The organism is Stackebrandtia nassauensis DSM 44728 (assembly GCF_000024545.1).
GTDB lineage: Bacteria > Actinomycetota > Actinomycetes > Mycobacteriales > Micromonosporaceae > Stackebrandtia > Stackebrandtia nassauensis.
In genome coordinates this window covers 4,976,163-5,002,418 of the sequence record NC_013947.1, presented here as the reverse complement: position 1 = coordinate 5,002,418, position 26,256 = coordinate 4,976,163, and the positions used below count along the sequence as shown (strand labels likewise).

The 26,256-nt window shown below is 66.6% G+C and carries 26 protein-coding genes and 1 tRNA gene; 8 read left to right on the top strand and 19 right to left on the bottom strand.

Annotation, left to right across the window (positions count from 1 at the left end):
* Positions 1–1,743 (bottom strand): glycoside hydrolase family 13 protein, encoded by a 1,743-nt coding sequence (locus SNAS_RS23190; protein WP_013019906.1) that lies wholly within the window; start codon positions 1,741–1,743, stop codon positions 1–3.
* A gap of 164 nt (positions 1,744–1,907) precedes the next feature.
* Here SNAS_RS23190 and SNAS_RS23185 point away from each other — a divergent pair, with 164 nt between their 5' ends.
* The gene (locus SNAS_RS23185) at positions 1,908–2,909 is read left to right on the top strand and encodes a LacI family DNA-binding transcriptional regulator (RefSeq protein WP_211207228.1); all 1,002 of its coding nucleotides are present in this window, start codon (positions 1,908–1,910) and stop codon (positions 2,907–2,909) included.
* Positions 2,910–2,953: 44 nt separating this feature from the next.
* Here the strand turns inward: SNAS_RS23185 and SNAS_RS23180 are convergent, their stop codons facing one another.
* From SNAS_RS23180 to SNAS_RS23155, 6 genes are all read right to left on the bottom strand, one after another.
* On the bottom strand, positions 2,954–4,093 hold the full coding sequence (locus SNAS_RS23180; protein ID WP_013019904.1) for a serine hydrolase domain-containing protein: 1,140 nt from the start codon (positions 4,091–4,093) through the stop codon (positions 2,954–2,956).
* Entirely contained in the window at positions 4,081–5,205 is a 1,125-nt protein-coding gene (locus tag SNAS_RS23175; protein ID WP_013019903.1) for a serine hydrolase domain-containing protein, read from the bottom strand. The genes SNAS_RS23180 and SNAS_RS23175 overlap by 13 nt, the downstream gene beginning before the upstream one ends.
* 168 nt (positions 5,206–5,373) lie before the next feature.
* A complete protein-coding gene (locus SNAS_RS23170) occupies positions 5,374–6,762 on the bottom strand; it encodes a serine hydrolase domain-containing protein (protein WP_013019902.1) in 1,389 nt (462 codons plus the stop codon).
* A 6-nt stretch (positions 6,763–6,768) separates the two neighbouring features.
* Entirely contained in the window at positions 6,769–7,014 is a 246-nt protein-coding gene (locus SNAS_RS23165) for a hypothetical protein (RefSeq protein WP_211207227.1), read from the bottom strand.
* A gap of 27 nt (positions 7,015–7,041) precedes the next feature.
* On the bottom strand, positions 7,042–7,503 hold the full coding sequence (locus SNAS_RS23160; RefSeq protein ID WP_013019900.1) for a Clp protease N-terminal domain-containing protein: 462 nt from the start codon (positions 7,501–7,503) through the stop codon (positions 7,042–7,044).
* Positions 7,500–7,736, bottom strand: coding sequence for a hypothetical protein (locus SNAS_RS23155; protein WP_013019899.1), 237 nt, complete (start codon positions 7,734–7,736; stop codon positions 7,500–7,502). The genes SNAS_RS23160 and SNAS_RS23155 overlap by 4 nt, the downstream gene beginning before the upstream one ends.
* 137 nt (positions 7,737–7,873) lie before the next feature.
* Here SNAS_RS23155 and SNAS_RS23150 point away from each other — a divergent pair, with 137 nt between their 5' ends.
* From SNAS_RS23150 to SNAS_RS23135, 4 genes are read left to right on the top strand one after another with little or no spacing between them, the layout of a single operon-like run.
* Positions 7,874–8,347, top strand: a complete 474-nt coding sequence (locus SNAS_RS23150; RefSeq protein WP_013019898.1) for a GbsR/MarR family transcriptional regulator — start codon at positions 7,874–7,876, stop codon at positions 8,345–8,347.
* Positions 8,348–8,353: 6 nt separating this feature from the next.
* The gene (locus SNAS_RS23145) at positions 8,354–9,217 is read left to right on the top strand and encodes an ABC transporter ATP-binding protein (protein ID WP_013019897.1); all 864 of its coding nucleotides are present in this window, start codon (positions 8,354–8,356) and stop codon (positions 9,215–9,217) included.
* On the top strand, positions 9,214–9,936 hold the full coding sequence (locus tag SNAS_RS23140; protein ID WP_013019896.1) for a fluoroquinolone export ABC transporter permease subunit: 723 nt from the start codon (positions 9,214–9,216) through the stop codon (positions 9,934–9,936). The genes SNAS_RS23145 and SNAS_RS23140 overlap by 4 nt, the downstream gene beginning before the upstream one ends.
* A gap of 1 nt (position 9,937) precedes the next feature.
* Positions 9,938–10,663, top strand: coding sequence for a hypothetical protein (locus SNAS_RS23135; RefSeq protein WP_013019895.1), 726 nt, complete (start codon positions 9,938–9,940; stop codon positions 10,661–10,663).
* Positions 10,664–10,739: 76 nt separating this feature from the next.
* Here SNAS_RS23135 and SNAS_RS34375 read toward each other — a convergent pair whose 3' ends face one another.
* From SNAS_RS34375 to SNAS_RS23090, 9 genes are all read right to left on the bottom strand, one after another.
* Positions 10,740–11,063 carry a helix-turn-helix domain-containing protein gene (locus SNAS_RS34375; RefSeq protein ID WP_013019894.1) on the bottom strand — a complete coding sequence of 108 codons (324 nt, stop codon included), beginning with the start codon at positions 11,061–11,063 and terminating at the stop codon, positions 10,740–10,742.
* Positions 11,064–11,173: 110 nt separating this feature from the next.
* On the bottom strand, positions 11,174–12,403 hold the full coding sequence (locus SNAS_RS23125) for an MFS transporter (RefSeq protein ID WP_013019893.1): 1,230 nt from the start codon (positions 12,401–12,403) through the stop codon (positions 11,174–11,176).
* Between the two features lie 3 nt (positions 12,404–12,406).
* Positions 12,407–13,105, bottom strand: coding sequence for a flavoprotein (locus tag SNAS_RS23120; protein ID WP_013019892.1), 699 nt, complete (start codon positions 13,103–13,105; stop codon positions 12,407–12,409).
* A 352-nt stretch (positions 13,106–13,457) separates the two neighbouring features.
* A complete protein-coding gene (locus tag SNAS_RS23115; RefSeq protein ID WP_013019890.1) occupies positions 13,458–14,762 on the bottom strand; it encodes a radical SAM/SPASM domain-containing protein in 1,305 nt (434 codons plus the stop codon).
* Between the two features lie 210 nt (positions 14,763–14,972).
* Positions 14,973–16,079: a patatin-like phospholipase family protein gene (locus tag SNAS_RS23110; protein WP_083787205.1), complete on the bottom strand. Its 1,107-nt coding sequence runs from the start codon at positions 16,077–16,079 to the stop codon at positions 14,973–14,975.
* A complete protein-coding gene (locus SNAS_RS23105) occupies positions 16,048–17,037 on the bottom strand; it encodes a bile acid:sodium symporter (RefSeq protein ID WP_083787391.1) in 990 nt (329 codons plus the stop codon). Before SNAS_RS23105 ends, SNAS_RS23110 begins: the two co-directional genes overlap by 32 nt.
* Before the next feature lie 37 nt (positions 17,038–17,074).
* Positions 17,075–17,512 carry a MerR family transcriptional regulator gene (locus SNAS_RS23100; protein WP_013019887.1) on the bottom strand — a complete coding sequence of 146 codons (438 nt, stop codon included), beginning with the start codon at positions 17,510–17,512 and terminating at the stop codon, positions 17,075–17,077.
* 68 nt (positions 17,513–17,580) lie between these two features.
* The gene (locus tag SNAS_RS23095) at positions 17,581–18,708 is read right to left on the bottom strand and encodes a hypothetical protein (protein WP_144300607.1); all 1,128 of its coding nucleotides are present in this window, start codon (positions 18,706–18,708) and stop codon (positions 17,581–17,583) included.
* A gap of 131 nt (positions 18,709–18,839) precedes the next feature.
* Positions 18,840–18,915 (bottom strand) — tRNA-Glu (locus SNAS_RS23090).
* 271 nt (positions 18,916–19,186) lie between these two features.
* On the opposite strand from SNAS_RS23090, the gene SNAS_RS23085 reads away from it, so the two are divergent.
* Together SNAS_RS23085 and SNAS_RS23080 are read left to right on the top strand one after the other, a co-directional pair.
* Complete coding sequence (locus tag SNAS_RS23085) at positions 19,187–19,702, top strand: SanA/YdcF family protein (protein ID WP_244409178.1); 516 nt, start codon at positions 19,187–19,189, stop codon at positions 19,700–19,702.
* Positions 19,703–19,800: 98 nt separating this feature from the next.
* Positions 19,801–22,500, top strand: a complete 2,700-nt coding sequence (locus SNAS_RS23080) for a GH92 family glycosyl hydrolase (protein WP_013019884.1) — start codon at positions 19,801–19,803, stop codon at positions 22,498–22,500.
* 164 nt (positions 22,501–22,664) lie between these two features.
* On the opposite strand, the gene SNAS_RS23075 is transcribed toward SNAS_RS23080, so the two are convergent.
* Entirely contained in the window at positions 22,665–23,330 is a 666-nt protein-coding gene (locus SNAS_RS23075; RefSeq protein ID WP_013019883.1) for an alpha/beta fold hydrolase, read from the bottom strand.
* 271 nt (positions 23,331–23,601) lie between these two features.
* Positions 23,602–23,958 (bottom strand): single-stranded DNA-binding protein, encoded by a 357-nt coding sequence (gene ssb, locus SNAS_RS23070; RefSeq protein ID WP_013019882.1) that lies wholly within the window; start codon positions 23,956–23,958, stop codon positions 23,602–23,604.
* A gap of 304 nt (positions 23,959–24,262) precedes the next feature.
* On the opposite strand from ssb, the gene SNAS_RS23065 reads away from it, so the two are divergent.
* Positions 24,263–24,868 carry a uridine kinase family protein gene (locus SNAS_RS23065; protein ID WP_052305114.1) on the top strand — a complete coding sequence of 202 codons (606 nt, stop codon included), beginning with the start codon at positions 24,263–24,265 and terminating at the stop codon, positions 24,866–24,868.
* On the opposite strand, the gene SNAS_RS23060 is transcribed toward SNAS_RS23065, so the two are convergent.
* On the bottom strand, positions 24,855–26,222 hold the full coding sequence (locus tag SNAS_RS23060) for a dipeptidase (protein ID WP_013019880.1): 1,368 nt from the start codon (positions 26,220–26,222) through the stop codon (positions 24,855–24,857). The two genes, SNAS_RS23065 and SNAS_RS23060, sit on opposite strands and share 14 nt — an antisense overlap.
* Between the last annotated feature and the right edge of the window lie 34 nt (positions 26,223–26,256).

The following is a 26,256-nucleotide window of genomic DNA, read 5'->3' as shown; positions in this document are numbered from 1 at the left end:
CTAAATTTGTTTGGGGGTGGGCACACGCAGCCAGGCGGCGGTATCGGCGGGCAGCCGGTCGCCGGTGATGTCGTCGCTGGCAAGCAGTACTGACGTGTGCGGGGGAAGCTTCACGGGGGAGTCGCCGAGGTTGACGACGCAGGCGAGGTCGATGCCGCGCCGAAACGCGATCACCTCGGCACCGAGCGCGCGATCCCGGTCGCGCCCGGCCACCTGGGCGGACGAGTTCCGGCCCTCGCCGAGCCCGGCCATCTCGGCATCGAGGTCCAGCCAGGCGAAGTCCTCGCCGCGCAGGCCGGGTTCCCGGCGCCGGATCGCCAACAGCTCGCGGTACAGCCGCAGCATCGAGTCGGGATCCTCGCGCTGGGCCGCCACCGACAGCTCCCCCCAATCGGAGGGTTGCGGCAGCCACGGGGCGGCCGGGTCCTCGCCGTCGCCGAACCCCAGCGACGGCCCCGTGCGGGTCCATGGCAACGGAACCCGGCAGCCGTCGCGGCCGGGATCGCGGCCGCCGGAACGAAAGTGCATCGGGTCGCTGATGGCCTCGGCGGGCAGGTCCTCCACTTCGGGCAGCCCCAGCTCGTCGCCCTGGTAGATGTACAGCGAACCCGGCAGTGCCGCGCTCAACAGCGCCGCCGCCCGGGCGCGTCGGCGCCCCAGTTCCAGGTCGGTGGCCACCCCGAAGGTCTTGGCCGCGAAACTGAAGCCGGAGTCCGCGCGCCCGAACCGGGTCACCGGGCGGGTGACGTCGTGGTTGGACAGCACCCAGGTCGGCGGTGCCTTGACCTCCCGATGCGAATCCAGGGTGGACTGGATGGACTCGCGCAGCTCGCCCGCCCGCCACGGCCGCGCCATGAAGTCGAAGTTGAACGCCGTGTGCATCTCGTCGGGACGCAGGTACAGCGCGAACCGCTTCGGGTCGGCCAGCCACACCTCGCCCACCAGCATCCGGTCGGCGCCGAAGGAGTCGGCGACCCGGCGCCAGCCCCGGTAGATGTCGTGCAGCTCGTCGCGGTCCAGATACGGGTGCTCGCCGCCGACCTGGCTGGTCACCTCCGGCAGGTCCGGATCCTTGACCGGCAGCGCCGCCGAGTCGATGCGGATCCCGGCGACACCGCGCTCGAACCAGAACCGCAGCACGTCCTCGTGTTCGGCGACGACGTCGGGGTGGTTCCAGTTCCAGTCGGGCTGCTCGGGGGCGAACAGGTGCAGGTACCACTGCCCCAGCTCGCCGTCCGGGTTCTTCACCCGGGTCCAGGTGCCGCCGTCGAAACTGGACACCCAGTTCGTCGGCGGCAGCTCACCGTTGTCGCCCTTGCCGTCGGCGAACCAGAACCGTTGCCGCTGCGGCGAACCCGGCGGTGACAGCAGCGCCTCGCGAAACCACGGGTGCTGGTCGGAGCCGTGGTTGGGGACGACGTCGACGATGGTGCGCAGGCCCAGCGCGGCCGCCTCGGCGATCAGCGCCTCGGCGTCGGCGAGACTGCCGAAGGCCGGGTCGATCCGCCGGTAGTCGGCGACGTCGTAACCCCCGTCGGCCAGCGGCGAGACGTACCAGGGGGTGAACCAGATCGCGTCGACACCCAGGTCCACAAGGTAGGGAAGCCGGGACCGGATTCCCGCCAGGTCACCGGTTCCGTCGCCGTCGCCGTCGGCGAAGCTGCGCGGATAGATCTGGTAGATCACCGCGTTTCGCCACCATCGCGCAGCGGTGTCGGGGCTGGTGGACGCTGTCTCTGACACGGGGCCTCCTATGATTTAGCGCTATACCGATTTAAAAGATTTAGCGCTATACCTCCGCGAATGTTAATATCAGATATCGACAAAGTCAACTGTCTGATGTTCGTCGCCGGATCGACCGGACGGCGGGAAAGGTTGGGCCGCAGGTGCGGGTAACCCTCAGGGACGTGGCCGAGCAGGCGGGCGTCAGCATGATGACCGTCTCCAATGTGGTCAACGGCAATCACGCGCGCGTCTCCCAGGAGACCATCGGCCGGGTGCGGCGCATCGCCGCCGAACTGGGGTACATCCCCAACGCCTCGGCCCGCAGCCTCGCCGCCCGCAGCTCCCGGATGATCGGGCTGCTGATCCCGGCCGCCGACTCCGACAGCCTCACCATCAGCCCGCACAACATGGCGATCCTGGGCCAGATCGAACGCGCGCTGCGCAAACGCGACTACCACCTGCTGCTGCGCGGCATCGCCGATCCCGAGGAGGTCACCGCCGCCCTGAAGTCCTGGGACCTGGACGGCGCGATCCTGCTGGGCTTCCACGAGGCCGAACTGGCGCGCATCAGCGGCCCGGCCGTCGACGCCGCCCGGGTGCTGGCCATCGACGGCTACACCCAGGGCCCGTTGATATCCGGGGTCCGCTCCGACGACTTCGCCGGTGCCCGGCTGGCCGCCGACCACCTACTGGAACTGGGCCACCGCGCCATCGTCTTCACCGGACCGCCGCCCGCCCCCAGCGGCGTGGTCCGGCAGCGACTGGACGGCTTCCGGCAGGCCTTCGCCGACCACGGGTCCACCTGGGACGAAACACTGCTGGAACCCGTCGACACCAACACCCACGAGCACGGCCGCAGGCTCGGCCTGCGGCTGCGCGCCGACCACCCCGAGGTCACCGCGGTCTTCGCCACCGCCGACATCCTCGCCATCGGGATCATGGAGGGCCTGGCCGAGTCCGGGGCGGCGGTGCCCACCGACGTGTCCGTGGTCGGCTTCGACGACCTGGACCTGTGCCGCTATGTCACCCCGAAGCTGACCACGATCGCCCAGGACATCACCGCCAAGGCCGACACCGCCGTCGAACTGCTGCTGCGCTCGATCGAATCCGAGGAGCACGCGGATCAGCCGGTGACCCTGGACGTCCACCTGGTGCGCCGCGACTCCACCGCCCCGCCGCGCTGAAACGGTGGTGACGGGCTCGAACCCCGCCGCCACCGCCTCGACTCCTACGGGAACAGCACCCGACGCATCGCGTCCTGCTGCCAGGCTTCGATCGCCTCGTAGGCGACCCCGGTCATGTTGAACGAGTACACGAAGCTGCGCTTCCCGTCGTCGCTGACCCAGGCTCCGGTGTGGACGCCCGGATTGCCGCCGCCGTGGAACCAGGCCAGGCCCTTCCCGGGCAGCTTCAGCGCGCCCAGCCCCATGCCGTAGCCGTGATCCTCGTCCGGTGCCGGGACGAGGGTCTTGAGCTGCTTCAGTTGCGCCGACGGCAGCAGTTCGCCGCGCAGCAGCGCCCGATAGAACGCGCCGACGTCGGCGGGCGTGGCGATGAGCGAACCGGCGGTGGAGTCCCAGCGCATCCTGAAGACGCTGTACTCGCCGAGGTCGCCGTCCGGGAAACGGTGGTACGCCTTGGAATGCGGCCCCTTGATGCGCATCGCGGTGCCGGGGAAGTAGGTGTCGCGCAGCCCGGCGGCCCGGATCACCTCCCGGTTGAGCCATTCCTCGGCGTCCACACCGGTCACTTTCGTGATGATCATCCCCAAGAGGACGTAGTTGGTGTTGCTGTAGTCGAACTTCTCGCCGGGTTCGTTGGTGGCGGGCTGTTCCAGCCCGACCCGCGCCGAGTCCTGCGGTTCGGCCCTCGACCAGCGCAGCCGCTCCACGGCTTCGCGGGAATCGCCCTCGAAGTAGACACCGCCGTAGTCGCCGATGCCGGTGGTGTGGTTGAGCAGCATCCGCACCGTGATCCGCTTCGCGCGGTCGCCGTCGATGACGCCCGGCAGGTAGTCATCGGCCAGCGCGTCCACATCGACGAGTCCGTCGGCGACCAACCGCAGCACGCCCACGGCGGTGAAGGTCTTGGAGATGCTGGCCATCCGGGAGCGGTAGTGCTCCCGCATCGGTCGTCCTGAGTCCATATCGGCCACACCGACGGCCTCGACCGCCCGCCAGTCGGTACTGCGCGCCGCGTACACCAGGCCGGGAACCCCGTCGCGGCACAGCTTCTCGGCACCGGACCGAATCTTCGCGGCGGCGTCCTCGCGCGCGGTCGCGGTGCCCGCCCAGCCGAGGACCGGCACGGCCACCGCCGCGGCCAGCCCGGCGCCCAGCAGTCGTCGTCGCGGGATCACTTGTCGCACAGCGTCTCCTCGGCAGCGGTGTTGATGAGGCCCATGTACGCCTTGCCGATCTTGTCGGCGACCTCGGGCCGTTGGTCGGTGGTGTTGCCCTCGATCACGATGGACCGTTCGCCGGTCTCGTCGAAGGCCAGGAACGAGTCCATGCCGGGTACCGCGCCGTTGGTGCCCAGGATTTCGCAGCCGCCCAGTTCGGTGGACACGAGCCCCAGCCCGTCCTTCATCGCGGCGAGCTGCTCGTCACCCAGCAGCCGTCCGCCCATCAGGGCCTTGGCGAAGGCGGCCTGGTCGTCGGCGGTCGACACCAGTGCGCCCGCCGTGGCCGCCCAGGTCATGTTGTAGACACTGAACTCGCCGTGCTCGCCGTTGCGGATCGTCAGGTACGCCTTGGAGTGCGGGCCGTCGATGCTCGGATCCCGGCCCGGGAAGTACGTGTCCCGCATTCCGGCCCGGTCGATGACCTCGCGGGTGATGTGTTCCTCGGCGTCCTCGCCGGTCACCTGTTCCAGCACCAGCCCCGCGATCACGTAGTTCGTGTTCGAATAGGACTTCTTCTCGCCGGGTTCACCGGTGGGTTCCATCTTCAGCCCGATCCGGGCCAGTTTCTCGGGTTTCCAGGTGCGGTACCGGTATTTCTCGACGGTGTCCAGTGAGGTCTCGAGGTCGGGGAACATCGCGTCGACGTGGTTGTTGATGCCGCTGGTGTGGTCGAGCAGCATCCGAACCGTGATCTTGTCGCCGCGCTCGCCGGGCAGCAGCCGTGGCAGGTAGTCGCCGACCGGGTCGTCGAGGTCGAGGTTGCCCGCCTCCACCTGCCGCAGGATCGCCACGGCGGTGACGGTCTTGGTGATGCTGCCGATGCGGTGCTCGAAGTCCGGCGACATCGGCCGTCCGGAGTCGACGTCGGCGACCCCCACGGCGCTCGCCCAGGTCTGATCGTTGTCGTCCACTCTGGCTATCACGCCGTGGACCCCGGCGTCGTGGAGTTTCTCCATCGCCGCCTGAATCGGATCGGTGTCGACGGTGTCGGCGTGCGCGCCGCCGACGGTGAACACCGTCGCGGCGACCAGCGCGGCACCGGTGACCAATCCGGCCACTGTGGTTCGAGTTCTCATGACCGTCCTTTCCTTGTCGGAACTGGGGACGCGATCGCCGCGTCCGGTTCCAGTCTTGGTGGACGGTCACCGTGTCGTCGCCGTGCCGAACGGCATGTTCGTCCGGCACGGCGACGTCGTCGATATGCCGATCGGCATATTTCTCAGCCGTGCTTCAGTCGTTGGGCCCTACTGGTCGCCGGTTCGGGGAGTGAGGCGGCAGTTGGTGTGGAGGTACCGTGCCCGGCCGTCGGCGAAGTCGTGGATCGCCACGGTCTGGGTGTCCTCGAGCGGATTGTCCGAGGGCATCAGGAAATGGGTGGGGCTCACCGGAAGCAGCGGATAGGTGATGCGCTCCGGCTGGCCCAGGAACGCCGCCTGTTCGGGGTCGACGAACACGGTCAGCCCCAGTCCGCCGTCCCGGGCCCGCACCTCGAAGCGGGCGCCGGGGCGTTCGTAGACGCCCTCGTAGCGCGACGGGTCGAGGACCAGGTCGGGATCGGGCTGTGGCAGCTCGGGGACCGTGGGGGCGCCAAACTCCGGAAGGATCTCATTGAACAGTCGCTTGTAGAAGCTCTCTCGCGGTCCGCCGTTGGTCAACAGCGCGATCGCCAGCCGCTGTTCCGGCAGGATGCGCAGCCGCGCGTTCTGCCCGATGGTGCTGCCGTCGTGCGCGTAGACGGTGTGGCCGTCCCAGTCGCAGGTGATCAGTCCCAGGCCCCAGTACGGCCCGAACATGTACGGATCCGGTATCGGGACCCGCGACTCCATCATCTCCTTCACGGCCGTGGCGGAGACGATCCGGTTGCCGTTGGGCGCCGTACCGCCGTCGAGAATCACCCGCGCCAGCGTGAGTACCTCGCCGATGGTGGAGGTGATGTTGCCGCCGGGCCCGTAGGAGCGGGGAAGGTGGTCGATCGGGGTCTCGATCGGTCCCTCCTCGATGGACCGCAGGATGTACCCGGTCGCGGCCCGCTCGGGGTCCACCTGTTCGCGCCAGGTGTTGGTGCTGGTCAAACCCATGGGGGCGAACAGCCGCTCGGCCATGATCGCGTCCCAGGGCTTGTCCTCGACGACCTCCATGACGCGGGCCAGGATCGCGTAGCCCAGCGCGGCGCTGTACCCGTGGGTGTGGCCCAGCGGCTGCACCTGCGGGGCGTCGGCGATGTTGTCGACCATGCGCCGGTACACGTCGGTGTCCTCGCCCGGGTCGCCGAAGGCCTCCTCGATGCCGTTGGTGTGGTTGAGCAGCTGACGCGGCGTGAGCCGGGCCGTGGTGTCGGCGTCGGCGACGGCGAAGTCCGGCAGGTAGGTCCGCACCGGACGGTCGAGGTCCACCTTGCCCTCGTCCACGAGTCGCATGAACGCCAACGCGGTGAACGTCTTGGTCAGCGACCCGCACTGGTACACCGTCTCGGTGGTCGCGGGCCTGGGCGGCGACAGTCGCGCGTCGCCGACGGCCACCGTGGTGACCTCACCGTCGGCCACGACTCCCAGTGCCGCGCTGGGAATCTGGTACTCCGCCAGCAGCGCGGCCATCGTCGACCGCAGTCGGGCGACGTCGATCCCTTGTGTCATCACTGGCTACTTCAGGCCGACGGCGTTGGCGGCGTCGGCCTCGGTGAACTCGGTGGTGGCGAAGGAACCGGCGCACTCCTCGAACCAGTCGCGCACGCCCTCGACGCTGTCGTGGACGATGATGTTGACCGCCCGGTTGCCGTCGGTGCTGGCCACCGCGAACGCCCACCGCGCCTGCTTCGGGAGCCGGCCGTGTGCCTTCTTCAAGGCGCCCCAGAATCCCTTCTCGCCGGTGACGCTGGAAACTGCCATTACGTGCATCTTGTTGTCTCCCATCGGTTATAGCGCTTCTTTGACTTGCGTCCGTGCCTCGTCCGGGTCGATGCCCGCCAGTCGCAGGGCGCGCGGCACCGTGCCCACCTCGGCCATGAGGACGCCCAGCAGCACGTGTCCCGACCGCAGGTCCTTCTTGCGGTAGCCCTTGACCAGGCGCTCCAGGGCGAGCTTCGCCGAGGTCCCCATCGAGGGGCGGCTGGGCATCCTGGTGGCGCGGGGCAGGTCGTACGACGCCCGCGACACCCCCACCACGCTCAGGCTGTGCTCGAACTCCCGGTCGAGAGCCCGACGGATCGCGTCCCGGTCGAGCCCGAGCGACGCCAGCAGCCGTTGGGCCGACGCGTCGGGTTCGGCCGCGATGGCCAGCAGCAGGTGGCTCGCCTCAATGGACGGTGAACCCTCGTCGCTGGCCTCGATCTGGGCCCGCATGATGACCGCGTGCAGGTACTTGTCGAACGCGTTCAACTCTCACGTCTCCTCAGCTTGACCCCGGCATCGATGAGCCGCCGGGAGTGTTTCTTGTAGACCGCCTGGCGGGTGACGCCCAGGGCTTCGGCGACCTGGGGCCAACTCCAGCCCGAACGCATGGCTTGTTCGACCGCCGCGTCCTCCAGGCCGTCGGCCAGTTTGCGCAGTGCGGCTACGGCGGCCAGGGCGTCGCTCGGGTCGGTGGGAACCGGAATCTCAGTGTCAGACACTAAGCAACCGTAGTTGCCTAACTGGAGTTTGTCAACTCGGGTTTCCTGGTGGGCTTGATTTCGAAGTTTCAGAAGATTTTGAAACTTCTGCCAATTCGTGCTAGCGTGACGGCACCGAACCGAAGGGAGATTCAGCGATGAGCACTGATGAGGACCGGACCGAACGGCACGCCTTCGCCGAAGAGCTCGGCCTGTACATGGAATCCAAAGGGCTGCCCCGCATCCCGGGGCGCGTCCTGGGATGGCTGTTGGTGTGCGAACCCGAACACCAGTCCGCCGAGGAACTGGCCGAAGCCCTCACGACCAGCCGGGGCTCGATCAGCATGGCCACGCAGTACCTGCAACGCGCCGGGGTGGTCGAGCGGTATCCGGTGCCGGGGTCGCGGCGGATCTACTACCGGATCCGGCCCGGTTTCTGGCTCAACGAGGCCTCCGAGAAGGCCAAGGTCGCCGAGGAGGCGGTCAAGCTCGCCGAACGTGGATTGTCCACCATGGCCGATTCCTCCGAGGACAGCAGAGCACGACTTCGCGACATGCGCGACATGTACTCGTTTCTCGCCACCGAGTACGCCCGAATAGAGAACAAGTGGCGGCAGATGCAGAAAGAGTGATTCCCCATGAGTCACGTCATCTCGATTGACGGTCTCAGCTTCACCTACCCCAAGTCGAAGACCCCCGCCGTACGCGACATGAGCTTCGGCGTCGCCTCCGGCGAGATATTCGGATTCCTCGGCCCCTCGGGCGCCGGGAAGTCCACCACCCAGAAGATCCTCACCGGACTGCTGCGCGGACACGGCGGCACGGTATCGGTGTGGGACAAGGACCCCGCGGCGTGGAAGTCCGACTACTACCGCCACATCGGAGTGTCCTTCGAGCTTCCCAACCACTACCTGAAACTCACCGGACGGGAGAACCTGGAGTTCTTCGCGTCCCTGTACCCCGGCAAGACCGAGGACCCGATGACGCTGCTGGACCGCGTCGGACTGGCCGACGCCGCCCACACTCGGGTGGCCAAGTACTCCAAGGGAATGCAGATGCGGTTGGTGTTCGTCCGGGCGCTGCTGCACCGACCGGAACTGCTGTTCCTGGACGAGCCGACCTCCGGAATGGACCCCAACAACGCCCGCGTCATCAAGGACATCATCACCGAGCTGCGCTCCGAGGGACGCACGATCTTCCTGACCACACACGACATGCGCACCGCCGACGAACTGTGCGACCGGGTCGCGTTCGTCGTGGACGGCCGCATCGCCGCCCTCGACACCCCGGCCGAGCACAAGCTGTCGCGCAGCAAACGCGTCGTCACCGTGACCTACCGAAGCGGGGAATCCTTGGCCGTCAAGGACTTCCCGATGGACGGGCTCGGTGCGGACGCCGAGTTCCGGGAGCTGATGAACTCGCGCGCCGTCGAAGCCGTCCACAGTCAGGAAGCCGACCTGGACGACGTGTTCATCGACGTCACCGGAAGGGCCCTGACATGAGCCTCATCCCGATCACCGCGCGGGCCGCCTTCCGGCTCGACCTGCGACTGCAGTGGCGCTACGGCTTCGTCTACGCGGCGGCGTTCTCGGCGGTGCTGTGGGACGCCATCGTGATCATCCTGCCCGAGCCACTCCAGGGACCGGCGATGCCGTACCTGATCTTCGGCGACCTGGGCATCGTCGGTTTCTTCTTCCTGGCCGGGGCGGTGTTCTTCGAACGCGGGGAACGCACCCTGGACGCGGTGGTGACCACACCGATGCGGTTCGGTGACTACCTGGCATCCAAACTGACGACATTGAGCCTGCTGAGCCTGGTGCTGACCCTCCTCATCACGGTCTCCGGAGTCGGTCTCGACTTCGACCCGGTGACTCTCTTGCTGGGGACGGTCCTGTGCTCACTGGTGTGCCTGCTGGCCAGTTTCATCTCCGCGACTCCGTTCACGTCGATCAGCGACTGGATCATCCCGTCCACCGCCGTGATCGCGGTGCTGAGCCTGCCGATGGCGTTCTACTCCGGACTGTGGGAAAGTCCGGCGCTGTACCTGGCGCCGACCCAGGGCAGTCTGCTGTTGCTCGGAGAGTCCTTCGGACAGTCGCGGTTCGAGGTGTGGGACTACGTCTACGCGATCGGGTCCTCACTACTGTGGATCGTGCTGCTGACACTGTGGGCGCGGCGGGCGTTCTACCGCCACGTCGTGAAGCGGGAAGGGGGTCGCTGACATGTGGACGACCGTGGCCGCGTTCGGCCGCAACGACATCCGCAACATCCGCCGCGACACCATGCTCGCGGGCATCGTGTTCGGGCCGTTCCTGTACTCGGTCATGATGTGGCTGCTGCCGCCGATCACCCGACTGCTGGACCGGCTCTACGGCTTCGACCTGGTGCCCTACTACCCGCTGGCGATCAGCGGTTTCCAGATCCTGGGCCCGGCGGCGGTGCTGGGCTGCATCGGCGGGATGCTGTTGCTGGAGGACAAGGACCAGCGCACGCTCAGCGCGCTGCGGGTCACCCCGGCTCCGCCGCTGGCGTATCCGCTGTACCGGGTGCTGCTGTTGATCGCGATCACCCCGGTGTTCGAGATCGCGGCGCTGGCACTGTCGCGGCGCATGGACTCCGAGTCCATCGTGGCGGCGATACCGATCACCGTCGTGGCCGGAGCCACCACCGCGATCCTGGCGACGACCATCGCGCTGCTGGCGAAGAACAAGGTCGAGGGCCTGGCACTGTTCCGGGCCGCCGGGATGCTGGTGTTCATGGTCCCCCTGGTGCCGTGGTTCATCGACTCGCCGCTGGGACTGCTGTTCGGGGTGCTGCCGCCGTTCTGGGCCGCGAAGGCGTTCTGGGTGATGATGGACGGTGGCAATCACTGGCCCTACACGCTTACCGGGGCCGCGTACGGCGCCGTCCTGGTGATCCTGTTGCTGCGCAGGCTTTCCCGGCGCTGACGACGAAAGGCCGGTTCGTCCCCGCGCCGACGCGGGGACGAACCGGCGGACATTGGGGGAGCGGACGGCGAAGCCGTCAGCACCCCAAGGCGGACCACGGCAGGATGCCGAGGCGCAGTGCGATGGCGACCAACTGGATCCGGCTGGAAACCCCAAGGATCTCGCACATGCGCGAGATCTCGCGTCGGACCTGACGATCGCTCAGCTGCAGAAGTTTGGCGATACGTTTGTCCGTCCAGTCGTTCGCGATAGCCGAAAGCACGCAAAGCTGTCGTGACGTTAGCGCCGGTCGGGGAGCGTGGGGGTTGACCGTGTTGTATGGACACGCTCCGCAGGTCTGCTGTCGTCGCACTTCATGCAAGGGCCCGATGTCGAGACCCTTGGAAGGCTTGTCTGCCATCGTTGGTAACTCCTAAGGAGTGCCTGGCGACATAGCCCGATCTCACTCAACTAACTAGATAGAGGCAACAGTAGCGATCCAGATACACCCATGTCCGGATAAGGACAGATTTATCCGACCGGTGTCTTCGGTGCCCTGGTGACCGTCCTGGTCAACAGGCCCAGGCTCAACAGCGCACCCAGACTGAGGATCAGCGCCGAGACCACCAGACTGGTGCGCGGCGCCGCCTGGTCGGCGATCAGGCCGCCGCCAAGGGTTCCCGCGATGAACGCCGAGGCGCTGACACTCTTGACGACCCCGATCACCCGGCCGAGCACCCGCGAGGGCACCAGCAGCTGCGGCAGGGTCTCGAACGCGACCCGGAACGGGATGTTCGCGCACGCGATGATCCCGACCCCGGCAACGGCCGTGAACAGGTTGGGCGCGTACGCGAGTGTCCAACCGCCCACCATCACGCACGCCGCCGACAGCACCATCGTGGCCCGCAGGCGCAGCCGATGTGCCAACGCCGACAACAGCGTCCCGGCGAACAACTGGATCGCGCCGGAGACCATCGCGAACCAGAACGCGTCGGTGACGGGACGGTCGAGGTCCTCGGGCAGGAACGCCACCAGCGTGGAACTGTTGGCACCGAACTGATACATCATCGCCGCCAGCGCGGCCACCGCGAACCCCACCGGCACGAGCCAGTTGACCGCCGCGCCGTTGCGCGACGATTCCGCCTCGCCGTCCTCGTCCTCCCCGCTTGGTGCGGGCTCGCGATACCGCAAGCCCAGGATCAGCACCCCGGACACCAGGAACGACAACGCGTCGATGACGAGCGCGGGCGCGGCACCCAGGGTTCCGAACAGGACGGCGGCGATCCCCGGGCTCGCGACCACCGCGACCTGCTCCACGGTGATCATCAGACTGTTCCCGCGCGCCAACAGTTCACGCGGCACGACCCCCGGCAGCAACGCTCCCCGGCAGGTCGTGAACAGCGCCGTGAGGAACCCGGACGCCGCCACCGCGACCACCGCGGCCGGAATGTGGTTCCACACCACCGCGGCCACCAGCACCACCCCGGTGGCCACCCGCCCGAAGTCCGAGGCGATCATCACCGTGACCCGGTTCCAGCGGTCGGCGATGACCCCCGCTACCGAGCCACTCACCATGGCGACCAACAGTTCTGTGGTCGCGAACGCTCCCACCGCGGCGGCCGACCCGTCCGAAGCCTCGTAGGCCCAGAACGCGATCGTCGTCATCCGCAGGAAGTCGCCGAATGACGAGATGCCGTGCGAGACACACAGCCGCCAGTACGTCGCGGGAAGGTCGCGCAGTCGCGACGATGGCCGCGACATCCGCTATCCGGCCGGTTTCGCGGCGCCGTTCACGGGAGTGAGCGGCAGTGACTTGAGGTTGGTGCCCACGCCGGTGTCGGCTCCGGTGATCGAGGGGCTCTCGGGCTCGGCGGCCGTGGCCTCGTCCCAGTACCCTTCCTTGACCCGTCGCATATGGACATGCCACAGGTGCTTCAGTACGAGGTCCGTGGTAGGCCCGTAGCCGGTGTCGTACTCCCCGGAGGTCACCGAGGTGAGCTCCTCCGGGTGGATGACATAGTGCCCGTCGGCCTCCAATGTAGCCAGATTCCGCTTCACGGCCGGGGTGTCGTACATCGCCGGGTTCATGCCCGGGGCGAACACCACCGGATGCGGGCTGGCCAGAATCGCCGTCGACAACAGATCGTCGGCGATCCCGTTGGCGGTCTTGCCGATGATGTTGGCGGTAGCGGGAAGCACCAGGAACAGCTCTGCCCACCGGGTCAGCCGGATGTGCGGTGCCTTGAGGGTGGCGTTGCCCCACATGTCGTCGACGACATCGCCGTCGGTGTACACCTCCAGGACCTGGGGGTTGACCATGTTGCCCGCCGAACGGGTCATGATCACCTGGATCTCGGTGGCGAACTCTCGCTTGAAACGCAACAGGTACTCGGGCACGTGAACGGCGTGGATGGAACCGGCGATGCCGACCAGCAGCCGCTTACAGGGCAGCGAACTATACACAGTGGAAACCTTTCGGGTGGATATGATGGAGGTCCGCCGGACCGGCGGGCCATGCGAGGGCGCCGAGTCCGACGGACGATGAGGTGGCTAACAAATGCCGCAGTTGTTCTTGCCGGTCGACTTGGTGACGAGCGTGCCGTCACTGCCTTCCGAAATCCACACCATGGTTGTCACCTCCAATCCTCAGTTGTTCGCGTCCTGACAGGCGCGACGCATCGAATCAGCAGATGCCACAGTTGTTGTTGGCGGTCTGCTCCTGAGCCATCGAACCGCTGCTTCCTTCGGAAATCCACACCATGGTTTTCACCTCCCTTCGACGTCGGTCAGAACTTCGCGGGTGGCGCCGAGGCGATCACCCGCGCGGACAGGTTGGTCCGGCGTTGACGGGCTTCTGGAACAGGCTCTCGGTGCGAATCAGGTTGAGCTGCTGGCCGATACCGAGCTTCACCGGTGGACAGCCGCACTCGGGTTCGTCCATCCACTCCTTGGGGCACACCGCCCCGTGACAGCTGGGCCGGAAATAACACGTGGTGCACTTCTTGCCCTCGTCCATACCATCGGTCTCGGTCCACAGTGCCATCTTCTTCCAGTCGAGATCCAACGTCCCGTCCGGAAGCAGCCGCCCCACCACATTGCGATCGTGATAGTCCAACTCGACGGTGCACTTGTACAGCTCCGCCGTCGGCCCGATCACGAACGACCGCGGATTGGCCGCGTAACACGTCGACCCGTTGGGCTCCATCATCGACATGGCCAGCGAGTCACGGAACCCCATGGCGCTGAGCTTGCGCTTCGCCTCGAACAGGCTGGTGACCAGATCGCGGCCCTCACATACGTTGAGGTTGTCGTCGTTGGCGCCACCCCACTTGCCGATCGGGCTGAGCTCCACGGCGAACCGCGAGTCCCCGGCGAACTCGGCCCGCAGCATCTCGATGAACTCGTCGAAGCGGGCGAAGTTGTCCGGGTCGTAGTTGTGCCGGATCGACGCGGTGAACTCGTGGTCACTCTTGCGCAGATACCGCAGGTTCCCCCAGATCTTGTCGAACGTGGGCTCACCGTCAGCGGAGATCCGCCGCTTGTCGTGCTCCTCCTGCACACCATCCAAAGTGATCTGGAAGTGCTGCAGGCCCGCCGGAACCACCCGATCGACATAATCCGGATCCAGGTAGTACCCGTTGGTGGTGGCGTGACACAGGAACGTCGCACCCCGCCTGGCGCAACTGGCCCGCAGGTAATCGGTGAGCCGGAACACCACCTCACGAGCCATGAGCGGCTCGCCGCCGAACCACGACAGCGTCAGGTGATCCAGATCCGGCTGACCGTCCACGAGCTTGCGGACACTCGCCTCGACCTCCGGCGACATCTCGCCACGCTTGAACGACTCATAGCAGTACACACACCGGAAGTTGCACTGCTCGGTGGGCATCACGATCAGATGCAGACCACGTTCCAGATACCTGGTCTGATACGAATCGTTGACGAGATAAGCCTCATTCGTCCCCTTTGGAACGAGAAACCCGCCCTTCAGCAGATCGGCATGGATCCCCTTCAGCGGCCCTGGGGTCTCGGTGCGCGGTTTCAACGCCGTCCGCGCCGCGTCGACATCGTCCGGCGGAACCACACCGATGGCCCCGGTCCGCGCCGAGTGCAGCGTCATCGCACCGTCATCCTCATGCGACAGACTAATGTATCTGGACGCGACGTAGACTTCCGCTGTTTCCGTTGTGCTAGTGGGCATGTCGAGATCCCTTCGAATGGTGTGGTGAACGAGATCGAATCGCGCCACTCGAAGGTAACGACCAGTAATCGCCTCGGCAACGATTCTGACCGGATGTGGACAATCCCCCCAAAGGGGATTACCCAGCTATCAACCGTTCGGCCGCAACACATCCCGGCCGTCAGCCCCACCATCGTCCTTAGCCACAATGGTCAGACGCGGAACCGCCCGCACGCCCCCCGCCCGAATCAGCCCCGGATCCCGCCCCTCCACAGCGCAGTACATGACCTCATAGGCACCCCGGGCCCCCGCGATGATCCGCCCGGGATCCATCTCATGCCGCTTGACCTCCGGCATCCACGGCAACGGCGCCAGATCCAGCACATACGGAGCGTCCCCCACCTCCACCCTCCGCTGCCGCAACATCTCCCGCTCAGCCGGATACCCCCGAAACGCCCGCAAGTACGCCGACCCCAACCCGTCCCGAATCCGATTCAAATGCCACACCCCATACCGGTGCGCCAGCGAGTTCCGATCCCGCGGCGACCCCATCGGCCGGGTACTCAACGACAACACATGCGTACACCCGTCATCCAACGCCAACCGATACGGATGCGGCGTCAGCACACCCCCGTCCACCGCCCGCCTACCCCGAAAATCCGTGGTACCCCGCAAAGCGACCGGCAACCAAGCACTCGCCACCAGCGCCTCCCGCAAATCCGCCGCGGAAGTGTAGTCGCCCACCAATTCGGTCCGAATCTCATCGGCCAACGTCACCGCGATACGCAACGGGATCGGCGACCTGATCACCGCCTCATAACTGAGCGGCTTCAACTGATCAACCACGACCCCGAACGCGTAGTCCAGATCCAGGATGTTCCCGCGAAAGAACCGCCGAAAGTCCATGAACCGCCGCGTAGTCAGGTCGTCGTAGTAAATCGAGAGCGGATACCAACTACCCCCGATCATGAAATAGGCCGCATTGATGGCGCCCGACGACGCCGAATACACCGCGTCAAAGGAATTGGTCAAACCCAAGTCCTCCAACGCGCTCAACATGGCCGCCGAAACAACCCCCCGAATACCCCCACCCTCAACAGCGAGCCCAATCTTCAACCCGTCCGACCGCTCCCCGGGAACCGCCCCGCTGTCACGCCTACCCCGCAATGCCACCAACACCGGATGGTCATCCGCCCACAGCGCACCACCACGCGCCGACCCACCCCTACTGGCGTCCCGAGTCCCGCTGTCCCGCATCCGATCCTCGTCCGAGAGCGAACTGTCCCACTGGCGCCCGATAATAGCGAACCAGAACGACCATCCCGCAAACCTCAACCATCGTCTGCGCCACAACGACAACCGCGGCCGCGGCCAACTCCCCGGGCAACGCCAACGCCAATGGCAGCACCACCAGCGAATTCCGGGTAACCCCCGAAAACACCACCGCCCGCCCCGCGGCCACCCCAAGCCCAAACACCCGCCCGACAGCACGCCCGACGAAAACCATGACCACAAAGAACACAACGTAAAACGGAACGACACCACCGACAGCCCCCAGCTCACCGTCAAGCTCAGGCACCTGCGAAGCAACCACCATGGCCAAGGTGACTGCCATGAGCGGCACCATCGACATGCCAGCCGCACGCAAAACCCTGGCACCAGTCGCCCACCGCGCGGCCCAACCCTGCCCAACCCACGCCACAACCAGGGGCACAACGATCAGCACGACAAACGCCTCAACAAAAGGCCCCAACGCGACAACATCGGCAAACCCCGCACCCATGAACAGCCACAAGAAGACCGGCAGCAACACCATCTGAACGATCAACAACAACGGCGTCACGGCCAACAACCGCCGACTCGACCCCCCGGCCAGCCCACTGAACACGATCACGTAATCCACACACGGGGTCAACAACACCAACAGCACCCCAACCCGCACCGCCTCGTCGGCTGGCAACAACACCCACAACACCGCCACCACCAACGGCACCGCAACAAAATTGACCACCAACACGGCCGCCACAAACCGCCCATCCCGCAGCGACCCCACCAACCTGCCCACCGGAACCTGAAGAAACGTCACCAACAACAACGCACCCAAAACCGGATTGACCGCCAACCCCAACCCCGCCCCCACCGACGGCAGCATCCACCCCATCAACCCACCCACGACCAACGCCCCCAGGTAAACCCCAACCTGGCGCCGCTCCATCCACCCCACCACCACACCCGCGAAATCCAAGACGGCTCTACCCCGCAGCTGACGTGCCGGAACCGAGACCCGCAAACGGAATCGGGCAACACTCGTTACCCGCACACTCCACAAGATCGTCACACCCAGCCGCGATAGCCCGCCGCAGCGTCCCAGCGATCACCGTCAAATCCGCGATCCTCCGCTCCACCTCACCCAACTTCACCGTCGCCCGCTCCCGCAGCCCCACATCCCGCCGCCGACCATGCCGACGCACCCCGACCGCCAACAAATCCTCCACCTCGGCCAAAGTGAACCCCAGCCGCTGCGCGGCCTTGATCACCCGCAACACCGTCACCGTCTCCGGCGGATACAACCGATGCCCACCGACGGTCCGCCCAGGCTCAGCAATGATCCCCCGCCGCTCGTAATACCGCAGCGTCTCCCGATTAACCCCAGCGGCCTCCGCGACCTGCCCAACCCGCATCCCCGCCATCGATTCGCTATCCATGACATCGACGGTAAACCCGGACCCAGGTACCAGATGCAACCCTCGCCCAACCCTCAGTCCAGGGTCGGGGCGTCGGTCGCGGCTGCCGGGCCGGGTTCGTCGCGGATGAGTCGGTAGATGGGGAGTGAGCTCTTGCCGTACTTCGCCTCGTAGTGGCGTCGCACCCGCTTCGCTTCCTGCAGGGCACGAGGCTTGGCTGACTCATCCGTGGCACCGCCGGACTCGGTGACCCGGTCCAGCCAGTACGTGCCCGGCGAGATGCCCAGGTTCTGAGCGGGTGCCCACGTCAGTCTCACCTCGGTCAGCGCGTGGTGGTCCAGCCATTCGCTGAGCTCTTCCCCGCTGACGTAGGTCACGTTGCCGACCCGGAAGTACTCCAGCGCGCTGGTCAGTTCCGATCCGTTTCGGCCCTTCAGGACTCCGGTGGTCGACATGTACTCGCCGAAGCTGATGGTGGCTCCGTTCCAGATCGTCTCGAACTTGTCGATGACGAACTCCGCCAACGGCGTGGACACGAAGGTCTCCAGCTGTTGGGTCTCGTTGGTCGGTCTCGTGGGGGACAAGAAGGCCATGACCATCTTGTCGTCCCAACGGTTCGCCTGGACCGCGGGCATCGTCGAGTAAAGGCGGACGACGATCCGGGGCCGTTGGTCCCTGGGGAGCTCGGTGGAGAACTCGTGCAACTTGCGCAGTTGCCGGACGATCTCCTCCGGCACGTTGGGATTGTGTCCCAGTTCCTCGGACCGAATCCTCGCCGGGTCCCCGTAGGGGTTCAGCAGCAAGACGCGGACGGTGGCTCCCTTACCGATGGCGGATCGCAGGGAATCGATCGTCGACTTGGCGTGCCGCTCCGTCAGCAGACTGGACCAGCCGCCGAGGATGTCGATCTGACGATGTGAGGCGGCGAAGTTCTCGGCGACCGCGTTCTGGTCCAGATTGCGGAGTGCTTCGACCTCCCTGACCTGGAACCTGGTCAGAGCCTTGTCCAACAGCACTCCGGCCCCGACCAGCAGCAGCAGCCCGCCACCGAGCTCGACCAGGAGGTTCTGCGCGAATCCGTCCCCGTACCTCCAGGCGACGACCAGCATGGACGCGGCGAGCGCCACGGTCACGGATATGTACATCCACTGCCGCCGCCGATGCCTGCGGAATCCCTTTTGGTCCCAATGCGACAGTCCCAAGGGGTTATCACCTTCTGGTCCGGGGAGATGAGGGGCGGACCAGATTATCGCGGGACGCCCAACCACCCGGTGGCCCGGCTTCGGGTCGATGGCCGGATACGCGAAATGCCTGGCCATTGGCCAGGCATCCTTGGTACTCCTGAGCGGATTCGAACCGCCGTTACCGCCTTGAGAGGGCGGCGTCCTAGGCCACTAGACGACAGGAGCGCGTTGAACGACGGTAAGACTACATGACGGTGGGAGGGGCTCGCATCCGGGTAAACGGGTGGCTTGGGTCATAGGGGGTGGCGGGGGTGGGGATAGCTTGGGTGGGGTGATGCGTGTGTTGCGGTGGTGGAGTTTTCGGCGGTTGGTGGTGCTCGCTTTGGTGGCGAGTTTGGGGTTGAGTGCGGTGGTGGGGGTGGCTCGGTGGTGGGTTGCGGCGGGGGCGGACGGGCATGTCTATGGGGTGGGGGAGGTTCCGAAGGCTCCCGTGGTGATGGTGCTCGGGGCGCGGGTTTACGAGGGTGGGCGGCCGTCGCCGTTCTTGGAGGCGCGGTTGGAGTTGGCTCGGCGGTTGTATGAGGCGGGGAAAGCCGAGGTGGTGTTGGTCAGCGGGGACAACGGGCAGGAGGAGTACAACGAGGTGGATCCGATGCGGGAGTGGTTGATCGAGCGGGGGGTGCCCGGGGAGAGGGTGGTGGGGGATTATGCGGGGTTTGACACCTATGACTCTTGTGTGCGGGCCCGGGAGGTTTTCGGGGTGGAGGCGTTGACCGTGGTTACCCAGGGGTTTCATGTGGAGCGGGCGGTGACGTTGTGTCGGCAGGCCGGGATTGAGGCCAACGGGGTGGGGGACGATTCGGTGCGGCGGTATCCGCGGCCCTGGAAGGTGGGGACGGTGCGGGAGTGGGCCGCGAACGTGAAGGCGGGGTGGGATGTCTTGATGGGACGAGAACCGGTCTATCCCGGGCCGCGAGAGTCGAGTGTGGAGGATGTTTTGCGGGGGCGGTGAACATGTGGCGAACGAGGGGCTTGGGGTATTGACGTGGTTGCGGTGGGTCAGTAGGTTCGGCGTACACCCTGAGTGACCCCACCCCTGCGGAGAACGACATGCCCACGATGCCCCGTACCGTTGTGACCGTAGCGATCTTGCTGGCCGCGGGCGTCGTTGTCGTCCCGGCTACTGCCGTGGCCGCCCAGGCGCCCAGTGGTCATGTGAATCCGTTCATCGGTACCGATGACAGTAATTCGCCCAATCCGGTGCCCGGTGGTGCTGGCGGGAGTACGTATCCGGGGGCGAGTGTCCCGTTTGGGATGACGCAGTTGAGTCCAGACACGCCGACCGGATCGCCGTCCGGGTACCGGTACAGCGATGACTCTATTGAGGAGTTCAGCCTCACGCACTTCAACGGCGCGGGGTGTGCGAACAATGAGGACGTCGGGATTCTGCCGATGACCGGGGATCTCGGCGCGTCGCCGGGGACGAACTGGACCGGCTATGCGGCTAAACACGACAAGGACGCGGAGACCGCGAGCCCGGGGTACTATTCGGCGACTTTGGACACTTACGGTGGCACCGAGGTGGAGTTGTCGGCGACCACCAGGACTTCGGCCATGCGGATGAGCTTCCCGGCCGGGGAGGGTTCGCGGGTGCTGGTGAACGCCAGTCGCAGTGCCACCGGGGAGCGGAGTGGGTCCATTGCCGTGGACGGGCGCAGCGTTTCGGGCGTGTTCACGGGGGGCGGGTTCTGCGGGGCCAATAAGACTTACAAGATCTTCTATGTGATCGAGTTCGATCGGGATCCGAGCGGGCACGGGACGTGGAGCGGTGGCACGGTTTCGCCCGGGCAGTCGCAGGTCAGTGGGACGCGGACGGGGGCTTATGTCGAGTTCGGGGACGGCGGGCCGCAGGTCAACGCGAAGATCGGGATGTCGTTCGTCAGTGCCGCGGGGGCTCGGGCCAATCTGGCGGCGGAGCAGGACGGGTTTGACTTCGACGCGGTGCGTGCCAAGGCGAAGGCGTCGTGGGACGAGATGTTGGGCCGCGTCGAGGTTGGCGGTGGTGGCGAGGAGCAGTTGCAGAAGTTCTACACCGCGCTGTATCACGTGTTGCAGAATCCGAATATCGCCAGCGATGTGAACGGTGACTATCGGGGGTTCGACGGGAAGGTGCACCGGGCGGGCCATCCGGTCTATCAGAACTACTCGGGGTGGGACATCTATCGGTCGTGGGCTTCGCTGATCGCTTTGGTGGCTCCGGACGAGACCGGGGACATTGTGAAGTCGATGATCCTGGATGGACAGCAAGGGGGGTTGCTGCCCAAGTGGTCGCACAACAACAACGAGCACTTCGTCATGACCGGTGATCCGGGGCCGATCGTGGTGGCCAGCGCGCATGCTTTCGGCGCTCGGGACTTCGACACGGCCGAGGCGTTGCGGTTGATGGAGAAGGCTTCGGAGGGCGGGACCATGCAGGGGTCGCCGATACGGGGACGGCAGGCCGGGTACGAGGAGCGGAAGTTCATCCATGAGGATCCGTCGGACTCGCTGGAGTACTCCACTTCGGATTTCGCGGTGGCTTCGTTCGCGAAGGCCTTGGGGGACGACGGTTCGTATGACACGCACATGGAGCGGGCTCAGTGGTGGTACAACGTCTTCAACACTGACTCGGGTTATGTTCATGATCGGCAGGCGGACGGTAGCTGGCCTTGGCCGTTGAACCCGGCCAGCCCCGACGGGTATACCGAGGGGAACGCTTCGCAGTACACCTGGATGGTTCCGTACAACTACAAGGGACTCATTGACGCGATGGGTGGACCTCAGACCGCGGTGCAGCGGTTGGACCATCACTTCACCGAGCTGAACGGTGGGTTGTCGCGGCCGTACTTCTACATCGGGAACGAGCCGGAGCACGGGGTGCCGTGGGCTTACCACTTCGCGGGGAAGCCGAGCGAGACGATGGATGCCGTGCGACGGGTCATGGACGAGTCGTTCACGACCGGGCCCGGTGGGTTGCCGGGCAACGATGACCTGGGTGCGACCTCGGCTTGGTATGTGTGGTCGGCGTTGGGGATGTATCCGCCGACGCCGGGGGTTGACACGCTTGCCCTGCATGGTCCGGCGTTCGCTTCGGCTCGGATCGAGCGGCCGGGTGGGGACATCCAGATCAACGGGGAAGGTGCCGGGGCGGGGAATCGGTATGTGGAGTCGTTGTCGCTCAATGGGAAGCCGCATGCGAAGTCGTGGCTGACCTATCGCGACATCGCGGACGGGGCTACTTTGGACTACGTGATGGGCGACAAGGCCAGCGATTGGGGGACGGCCACTGACGCTGTGCCGCCGTCGTTCACCGACGGGGGTAACCAGCCGCCCGCCGCGCCTCGGTTGGGGGAGAACCTGGCCGAGGGGAAGCCCGCTACGGGGACGGCGGCGTGTGCGAGCTCGGAGTCGGCGGGCAAGGCCGTGGACGGCAGCTTGTCGGGGAACAGTAAGTGGTGTTCGAAGGTCTCGGGGACCAAGTGGCTGCGGGTTGACCTGGGGTCACGGCGGACGGTTTCGGCGTTTGTCGTCAAGCATGCGGGCCTGGGTGGCGAGACCACCGGCTGGAACACCGGCAAGTACACGATGCAGACGAGTGTGGATGGGCAGAGCTGGACTGACGTGGCTTCGGCGTCGGGTAAGCGTGCCAGCCGTACGTATCACGACATCAGCGACACCTCGGCGCGATATGTGAGGCTGAGCATCACGACGCCGACGAACAACGGCGACCCCGCCGCTCGGATCTACGAGTTCGAGGCTTACGGCGGCTGAACTGGCGACCGGAAGACCGCTCGGCGTCGGTAACGGCCAGCGCCGTGGCACGGGTAGCCGGGCCCGGGCTCGGCTGTCATCGGTCAGCTGGGCGGTCACAGGCTTGGCTGCCTTCGGCTAGCTGGGCAGTGACAGGCTTGGCTGTCGTCGGCTAGCGCCGCGGGCTAGTGGGTGTAGGCGTCCAGGCGTAGGGCCAGTTCGGCGGGGCGCGACAGGGCTAGGTAGTGGCCGCCGTCCATCTCGTCGGTGGTGATGCCCAGGCGTTGCCGGGCGAGGCCTCGGGCCCAGACGGCGGGGAAGAGGCGGTCGTCGCGGCCCACCAGGTGCTTGGTGGGGACCTCGGGCCAGGACTCGGCGGGCCAGGGTTGGAGCATCGCGGCTTCGCCCTGGCCGGTGACCTGGGCCAGCGCTTTGGCCTCCAGCTCGGGGGTGACGTCGTGGAAGAAGGTCTCGTGCTCGTCGTAGTCGGTGCCCGCCGTTGCCTCGCTCTGGCCGGTGTTGGACCACCAGTCGGCGACGGTTTCGCCAGGGCGCGGGATCATGCCGTTGACCAGGACCAGCAGTCGGGCCGGGACCCGGTGGCACACCAGCGGGGCCGTGAAGCCGCCCAGCGAGTGGGCCACGACGACCAGGTCGTCGGGGACCTTGGGGTCGTGGTCCTCGATGCCCTTGACGACCGCGTCGGTGTAGTCGGTCAAGGTCGCTGTCGGGCTGCCGGTGGGGAGGTCGGGGGCGATGACCTCGTGGCCGAGCGCGCGCAGTTCCGGCGCGACCAGATGCCAGTCCCAGCTGGAGCTGTTCGCGCCGTGGATGAGTACAAAGGTGGACATGGGTTCCCTCTCCGTATCAGGTAGTTCGGAAACCGTACTTCGAGCCTGCGACAGATTCCTCCGTTCGCCGGTGGGATGGGGAGCCAGGGCCGCGTCCCCCTGCAAGACCCCTGTTTCGCGGCCCTGGCGGCTTGTGGTGGGACGGCGGTCAGGCCGACAGGGCCGGTTCGCGTTCGGCGTCGGACTCGGCGGACAGGTCAATGGACTCCACGATGGCGTCGAAGGCCGTGGAACCGGTCTCGCCGCCGCCCAGCGGGGTGTTCGTCGAGGACTAGACCCTCGAGAACTGCCCGACGCCTCGGGACAGGTCGTGTCCGATGGCCTGGGCGCTGATCTCGAAGGCGGTGCGTGGGACCTCGTCCTTGTCGGTGTAGCGGCGGGAGTAGAGGCGGCCGCGGATGATGACGGGGTCGCCGACCCGCACCGACTTGTAGACGTGCTGCGCCAGGGCGCGCCAGCAGGCAACCCGGATGAACAGCTCGTCGCCGTCGACCCATTTGCCGAGTTCCTTGTCGAAGCGGCGGGAGGTGGAGGCGACCTTGAAATCGGTCATGGAACCGGTGGGAAACTGCCGCTGGATCGGCTTGGTGCAGACGTTTCCCACGACGGTGATGCAGGTGTCGTACATGGCGTTGCTCCAGTTCGGAAGATGTGAATGGCGGGAACCGGCCGGTTCGTCTCCAGCTTCCGTGGGCAGGGTGGGGGTGGGCCAGTGTTGGGTGAATGGCCTGTGGACAACGCGGGGGTTGTGGAAAACTCGTTGGGAGGAGTTCGAGAATGGGGCGGGCATGGATCGGGGCGCCCAATCCACCGATTACTCGGAAAATCAGGCGCCCCGAACCATTTGCTGACCCGATATACAGGATTAGTGGGTCACACCACCAAATGTCAAGCCGAAGCGCCGATGTTGTTACGAGGATGTTATGCGGATTATGTCCTTTAAGGAGCTCGGTGGGCTGATCATGGACCGGCCGCCGCGGCTCGGTGACGTACGAGTGGTGGCCGTGGACGGACGCGCCGGGAGCGGCAAGAGCACCTTCGCCGGACGGCTGGCGCGCGAGCGAGCCCAGGTCGGAGCCGACGTGGCGCTGGTGCACACCGACGATCTGCTGGACGGCTGGGGGCATCCGTCCAACTTCACGCCCTACTTGCGACAGTGGATCCTGGGGCCGCTGACGGCCGGTGGCCGCGCGAAGTACCGGGCCTACGACTGGATCGCCAAGCGGTTCGGCACCGACTGGCGCGACATCGGGCACCCGGAGCTGCTCATCCTGGAGGGCGTCACCACCGCGGCCGAGCAGTGGCGGCCCACCCTGAGCTACAGCGTCCTGGTGGACACCGACCCCGGCGAGGCGAAACGCCGGGGCCTGGAACGCGACGGTGAGGCGATGCGGCCGGAGTGGGACAAGTGGACCGCCCACGAGGACGCCCACTTTCCCGCCGACCGCACCGACTCACACGTCGACATCATTGTGGACGGTAATCCGGGTGAACCGCACGACCCGGAGACCGAGTTCGTGCTGGTTAAAGCTCACTGAGGTTGTGCAGCAGCAGCGCCTCGGCGCGGCAGGCGCGCGTGAACTCCGCCAGGTGCAGGCTCTCGTTGGGGCCGTGGGCCCGCGAGTCCGGGTCCTCGACGCCGGTCACCAGGATCGCCGCGTCCGGGAACAGCTCCTGGAACGTCGCGATGAACGGGATCGCGCCGCCGACACCCATGTCGACCGGCTCCACCCCGTCCCACGCCTCGGCGAACGCGGCCCGGGCGGCGTCGTAGCGTTCGCCACGCGCGTCGATCTGGCACGGGTTGCCGCCGTGGTCGAGGGTGACGGTCAGCTGCGCACCCCACGGTACCCGCGCCTCCAGGTGCCGCTTCACGGCCTCGAACGCGGAGACCGACTCGTCGCCGGGAGCCAGCCGCAGGCTGATCTTGGCGCGCGCCGACGGCTGCAGCGCGTTGGCCGACTCGCGGGCGCCGGGCGCGTCGATCCCCAGCACCGTCGCCGTCGGCTTCGTCCACAGTCGCTCGACCAGCCGACCCGAGCCGATGAACTCGACCCCGTCGACCATCCCCGACTCGGCGCGCAGCCGCTCCTCGGGCAGGTCCAGCGGCGCCGCCGTGCCCGTCTTCAGGCCCTCGACCGCGACGTCGCCGGTCTCGTCGTGCAGCGTGCCCAGCAGACGGCACAGGGCGGTCAGCGCGTCGGGAACCGCGCCGCCGAACATGCCCGAGTGCACCGCCTGGTTGAGGGTGCGCACCTCCACGTAGGCGTTGATGACGCCGCGCAGCGACGTGGTCAGCGCCGGGTGCCCGACGTCCCAGTTGGCCGAGTCGGCGATGACGATCACGTCGGCGGCCAGCAGGTCCCGGTTCTCGGTGATCAGGTTCTCCAGCGAGTCGGAGCCGAACTCCTCCTCGCCCTCGACGAACACCGTCACACCCACCGGCAGGTCGTCGCCGAAGGCCCGCAGCGCGGCGACGTGCGCCATCACCCCGGCCTTGTCGTCGGCGCAGCCGCGCCCGAACAACCGCTCGCCGCGCAGCTGCGGCTCGAACGGGTCGTCCTGCTCCCAGTCGTCGTAGTCACCGGCGGGCTGCACGTCGTGGTGCGCGTACAGCAGCACGTGCGGCGCGCCCGCCGGGGCGGCCTTGCGTCCGATGACGGCGGGCTGGCCGGTCTGCCCGGAGGCGCCCTTGGCCGTGACAATGCGCACATCGTCCATGCCGGCGCCTCGCAGCAGCTCGGCCACCGCCTCGGCGCTGCGCGTCACGTGCGAGTGGTCGAAGCCCTCGAAAGCCACCGAAGGTATGCGGGCCAGCTGTTTCAGGTCCTCGATCACGGTGGGCATACCCGCGTCGACGGCCGAGCGAAGATCAGAGCGAGATAGAGACATGCGGCCATACTAAGCAGCCCGCACACCGCACCAA

Coding starts and splice junctions, on each gene's coding strand:
- SNAS_RS23175 (WP_013019903.1), bottom strand. CDS start 5,205: ATGAGAACTCGAACCACAGTGGCCGGATTGGTCACCGGTGCCGCGCTG.
- SNAS_RS23170 (WP_013019902.1), bottom strand. CDS start 6,762: ATGACACAAGGGATCGACGTCGCCCGACTGCGGTCGACGATGGCCGCG.
- SNAS_RS23165 (WP_211207227.1), bottom strand. CDS start 7,014: ATGGCAGTTTCCAGCGTCACCGGCGAGAAGGGATTCTGGGGCGCCTTG.
- SNAS_RS23150 (WP_013019898.1), top strand. CDS start 7,874: ATGAGCACTGATGAGGACCGGACCGAACGGCACGCCTTCGCCGAAGAG.
- SNAS_RS23145 (WP_013019897.1), top strand. CDS start 8,354: ATGAGTCACGTCATCTCGATTGACGGTCTCAGCTTCACCTACCCCAAG.
- SNAS_RS23140 (WP_013019896.1), top strand. CDS start 9,214: ATGAGCCTCATCCCGATCACCGCGCGGGCCGCCTTCCGGCTCGACCTG.
- SNAS_RS23135 (WP_013019895.1), top strand. CDS start 9,938: ATGTGGACGACCGTGGCCGCGTTCGGCCGCAACGACATCCGCAACATC.
- SNAS_RS34375 (WP_013019894.1), bottom strand. CDS start 11,063: ATGGCAGACAAGCCTTCCAAGGGTCTCGACATCGGGCCCTTGCATGAA.
- SNAS_RS23125 (WP_013019893.1), bottom strand. CDS start 12,403: ATGTCGCGGCCATCGTCGCGACTGCGCGACCTTCCCGCGACGTACTGG.
- SNAS_RS23115 (WP_013019890.1), bottom strand. CDS start 14,762: ATGACGCTGCACTCGGCGCGGACCGGGGCCATCGGTGTGGTTCCGCCG.
- SNAS_RS23110 (WP_083787205.1), bottom strand. CDS start 16,079: ATGCGGGACAGCGGGACTCGGGACGCCAGTAGGGGTGGGTCGGCGCGT.
- SNAS_RS23105 (WP_083787391.1), bottom strand. CDS start 17,037: ATGGAGCGGCGCCAGGTTGGGGTTTACCTGGGGGCGTTGGTCGTGGGT.
- SNAS_RS23100 (WP_013019887.1), bottom strand. CDS start 17,512: ATGGCGGGGATGCGGGTTGGGCAGGTCGCGGAGGCCGCTGGGGTTAAT.
- SNAS_RS23085 (WP_244409178.1), top strand. CDS start 19,187: ATGGTGCTCGGGGCGCGGGTTTACGAGGGTGGGCGGCCGTCGCCGTTC.
- SNAS_RS23080 (WP_013019884.1), top strand. CDS start 19,801: ATGCCCACGATGCCCCGTACCGTTGTGACCGTAGCGATCTTGCTGGCC.
- SNAS_RS23075 (WP_013019883.1), bottom strand. CDS start 23,330: ATGTCCACCTTTGTACTCATCCACGGCGCGAACAGCTCCAGCTGGGAC.
- ssb (WP_013019882.1), bottom strand. CDS start 23,958: ATGTACGACACCTGCATCACCGTCGTGGGAAACGTCTGCACCAAGCCG.
- SNAS_RS23065 (WP_052305114.1), top strand. CDS start 24,263: ATGTCCTTTAAGGAGCTCGGTGGGCTGATCATGGACCGGCCGCCGCGG.
- SNAS_RS23060 (WP_013019880.1), bottom strand. CDS start 26,222: ATGTCTCTATCTCGCTCTGATCTTCGCTCGGCCGTCGACGCGGGTATG.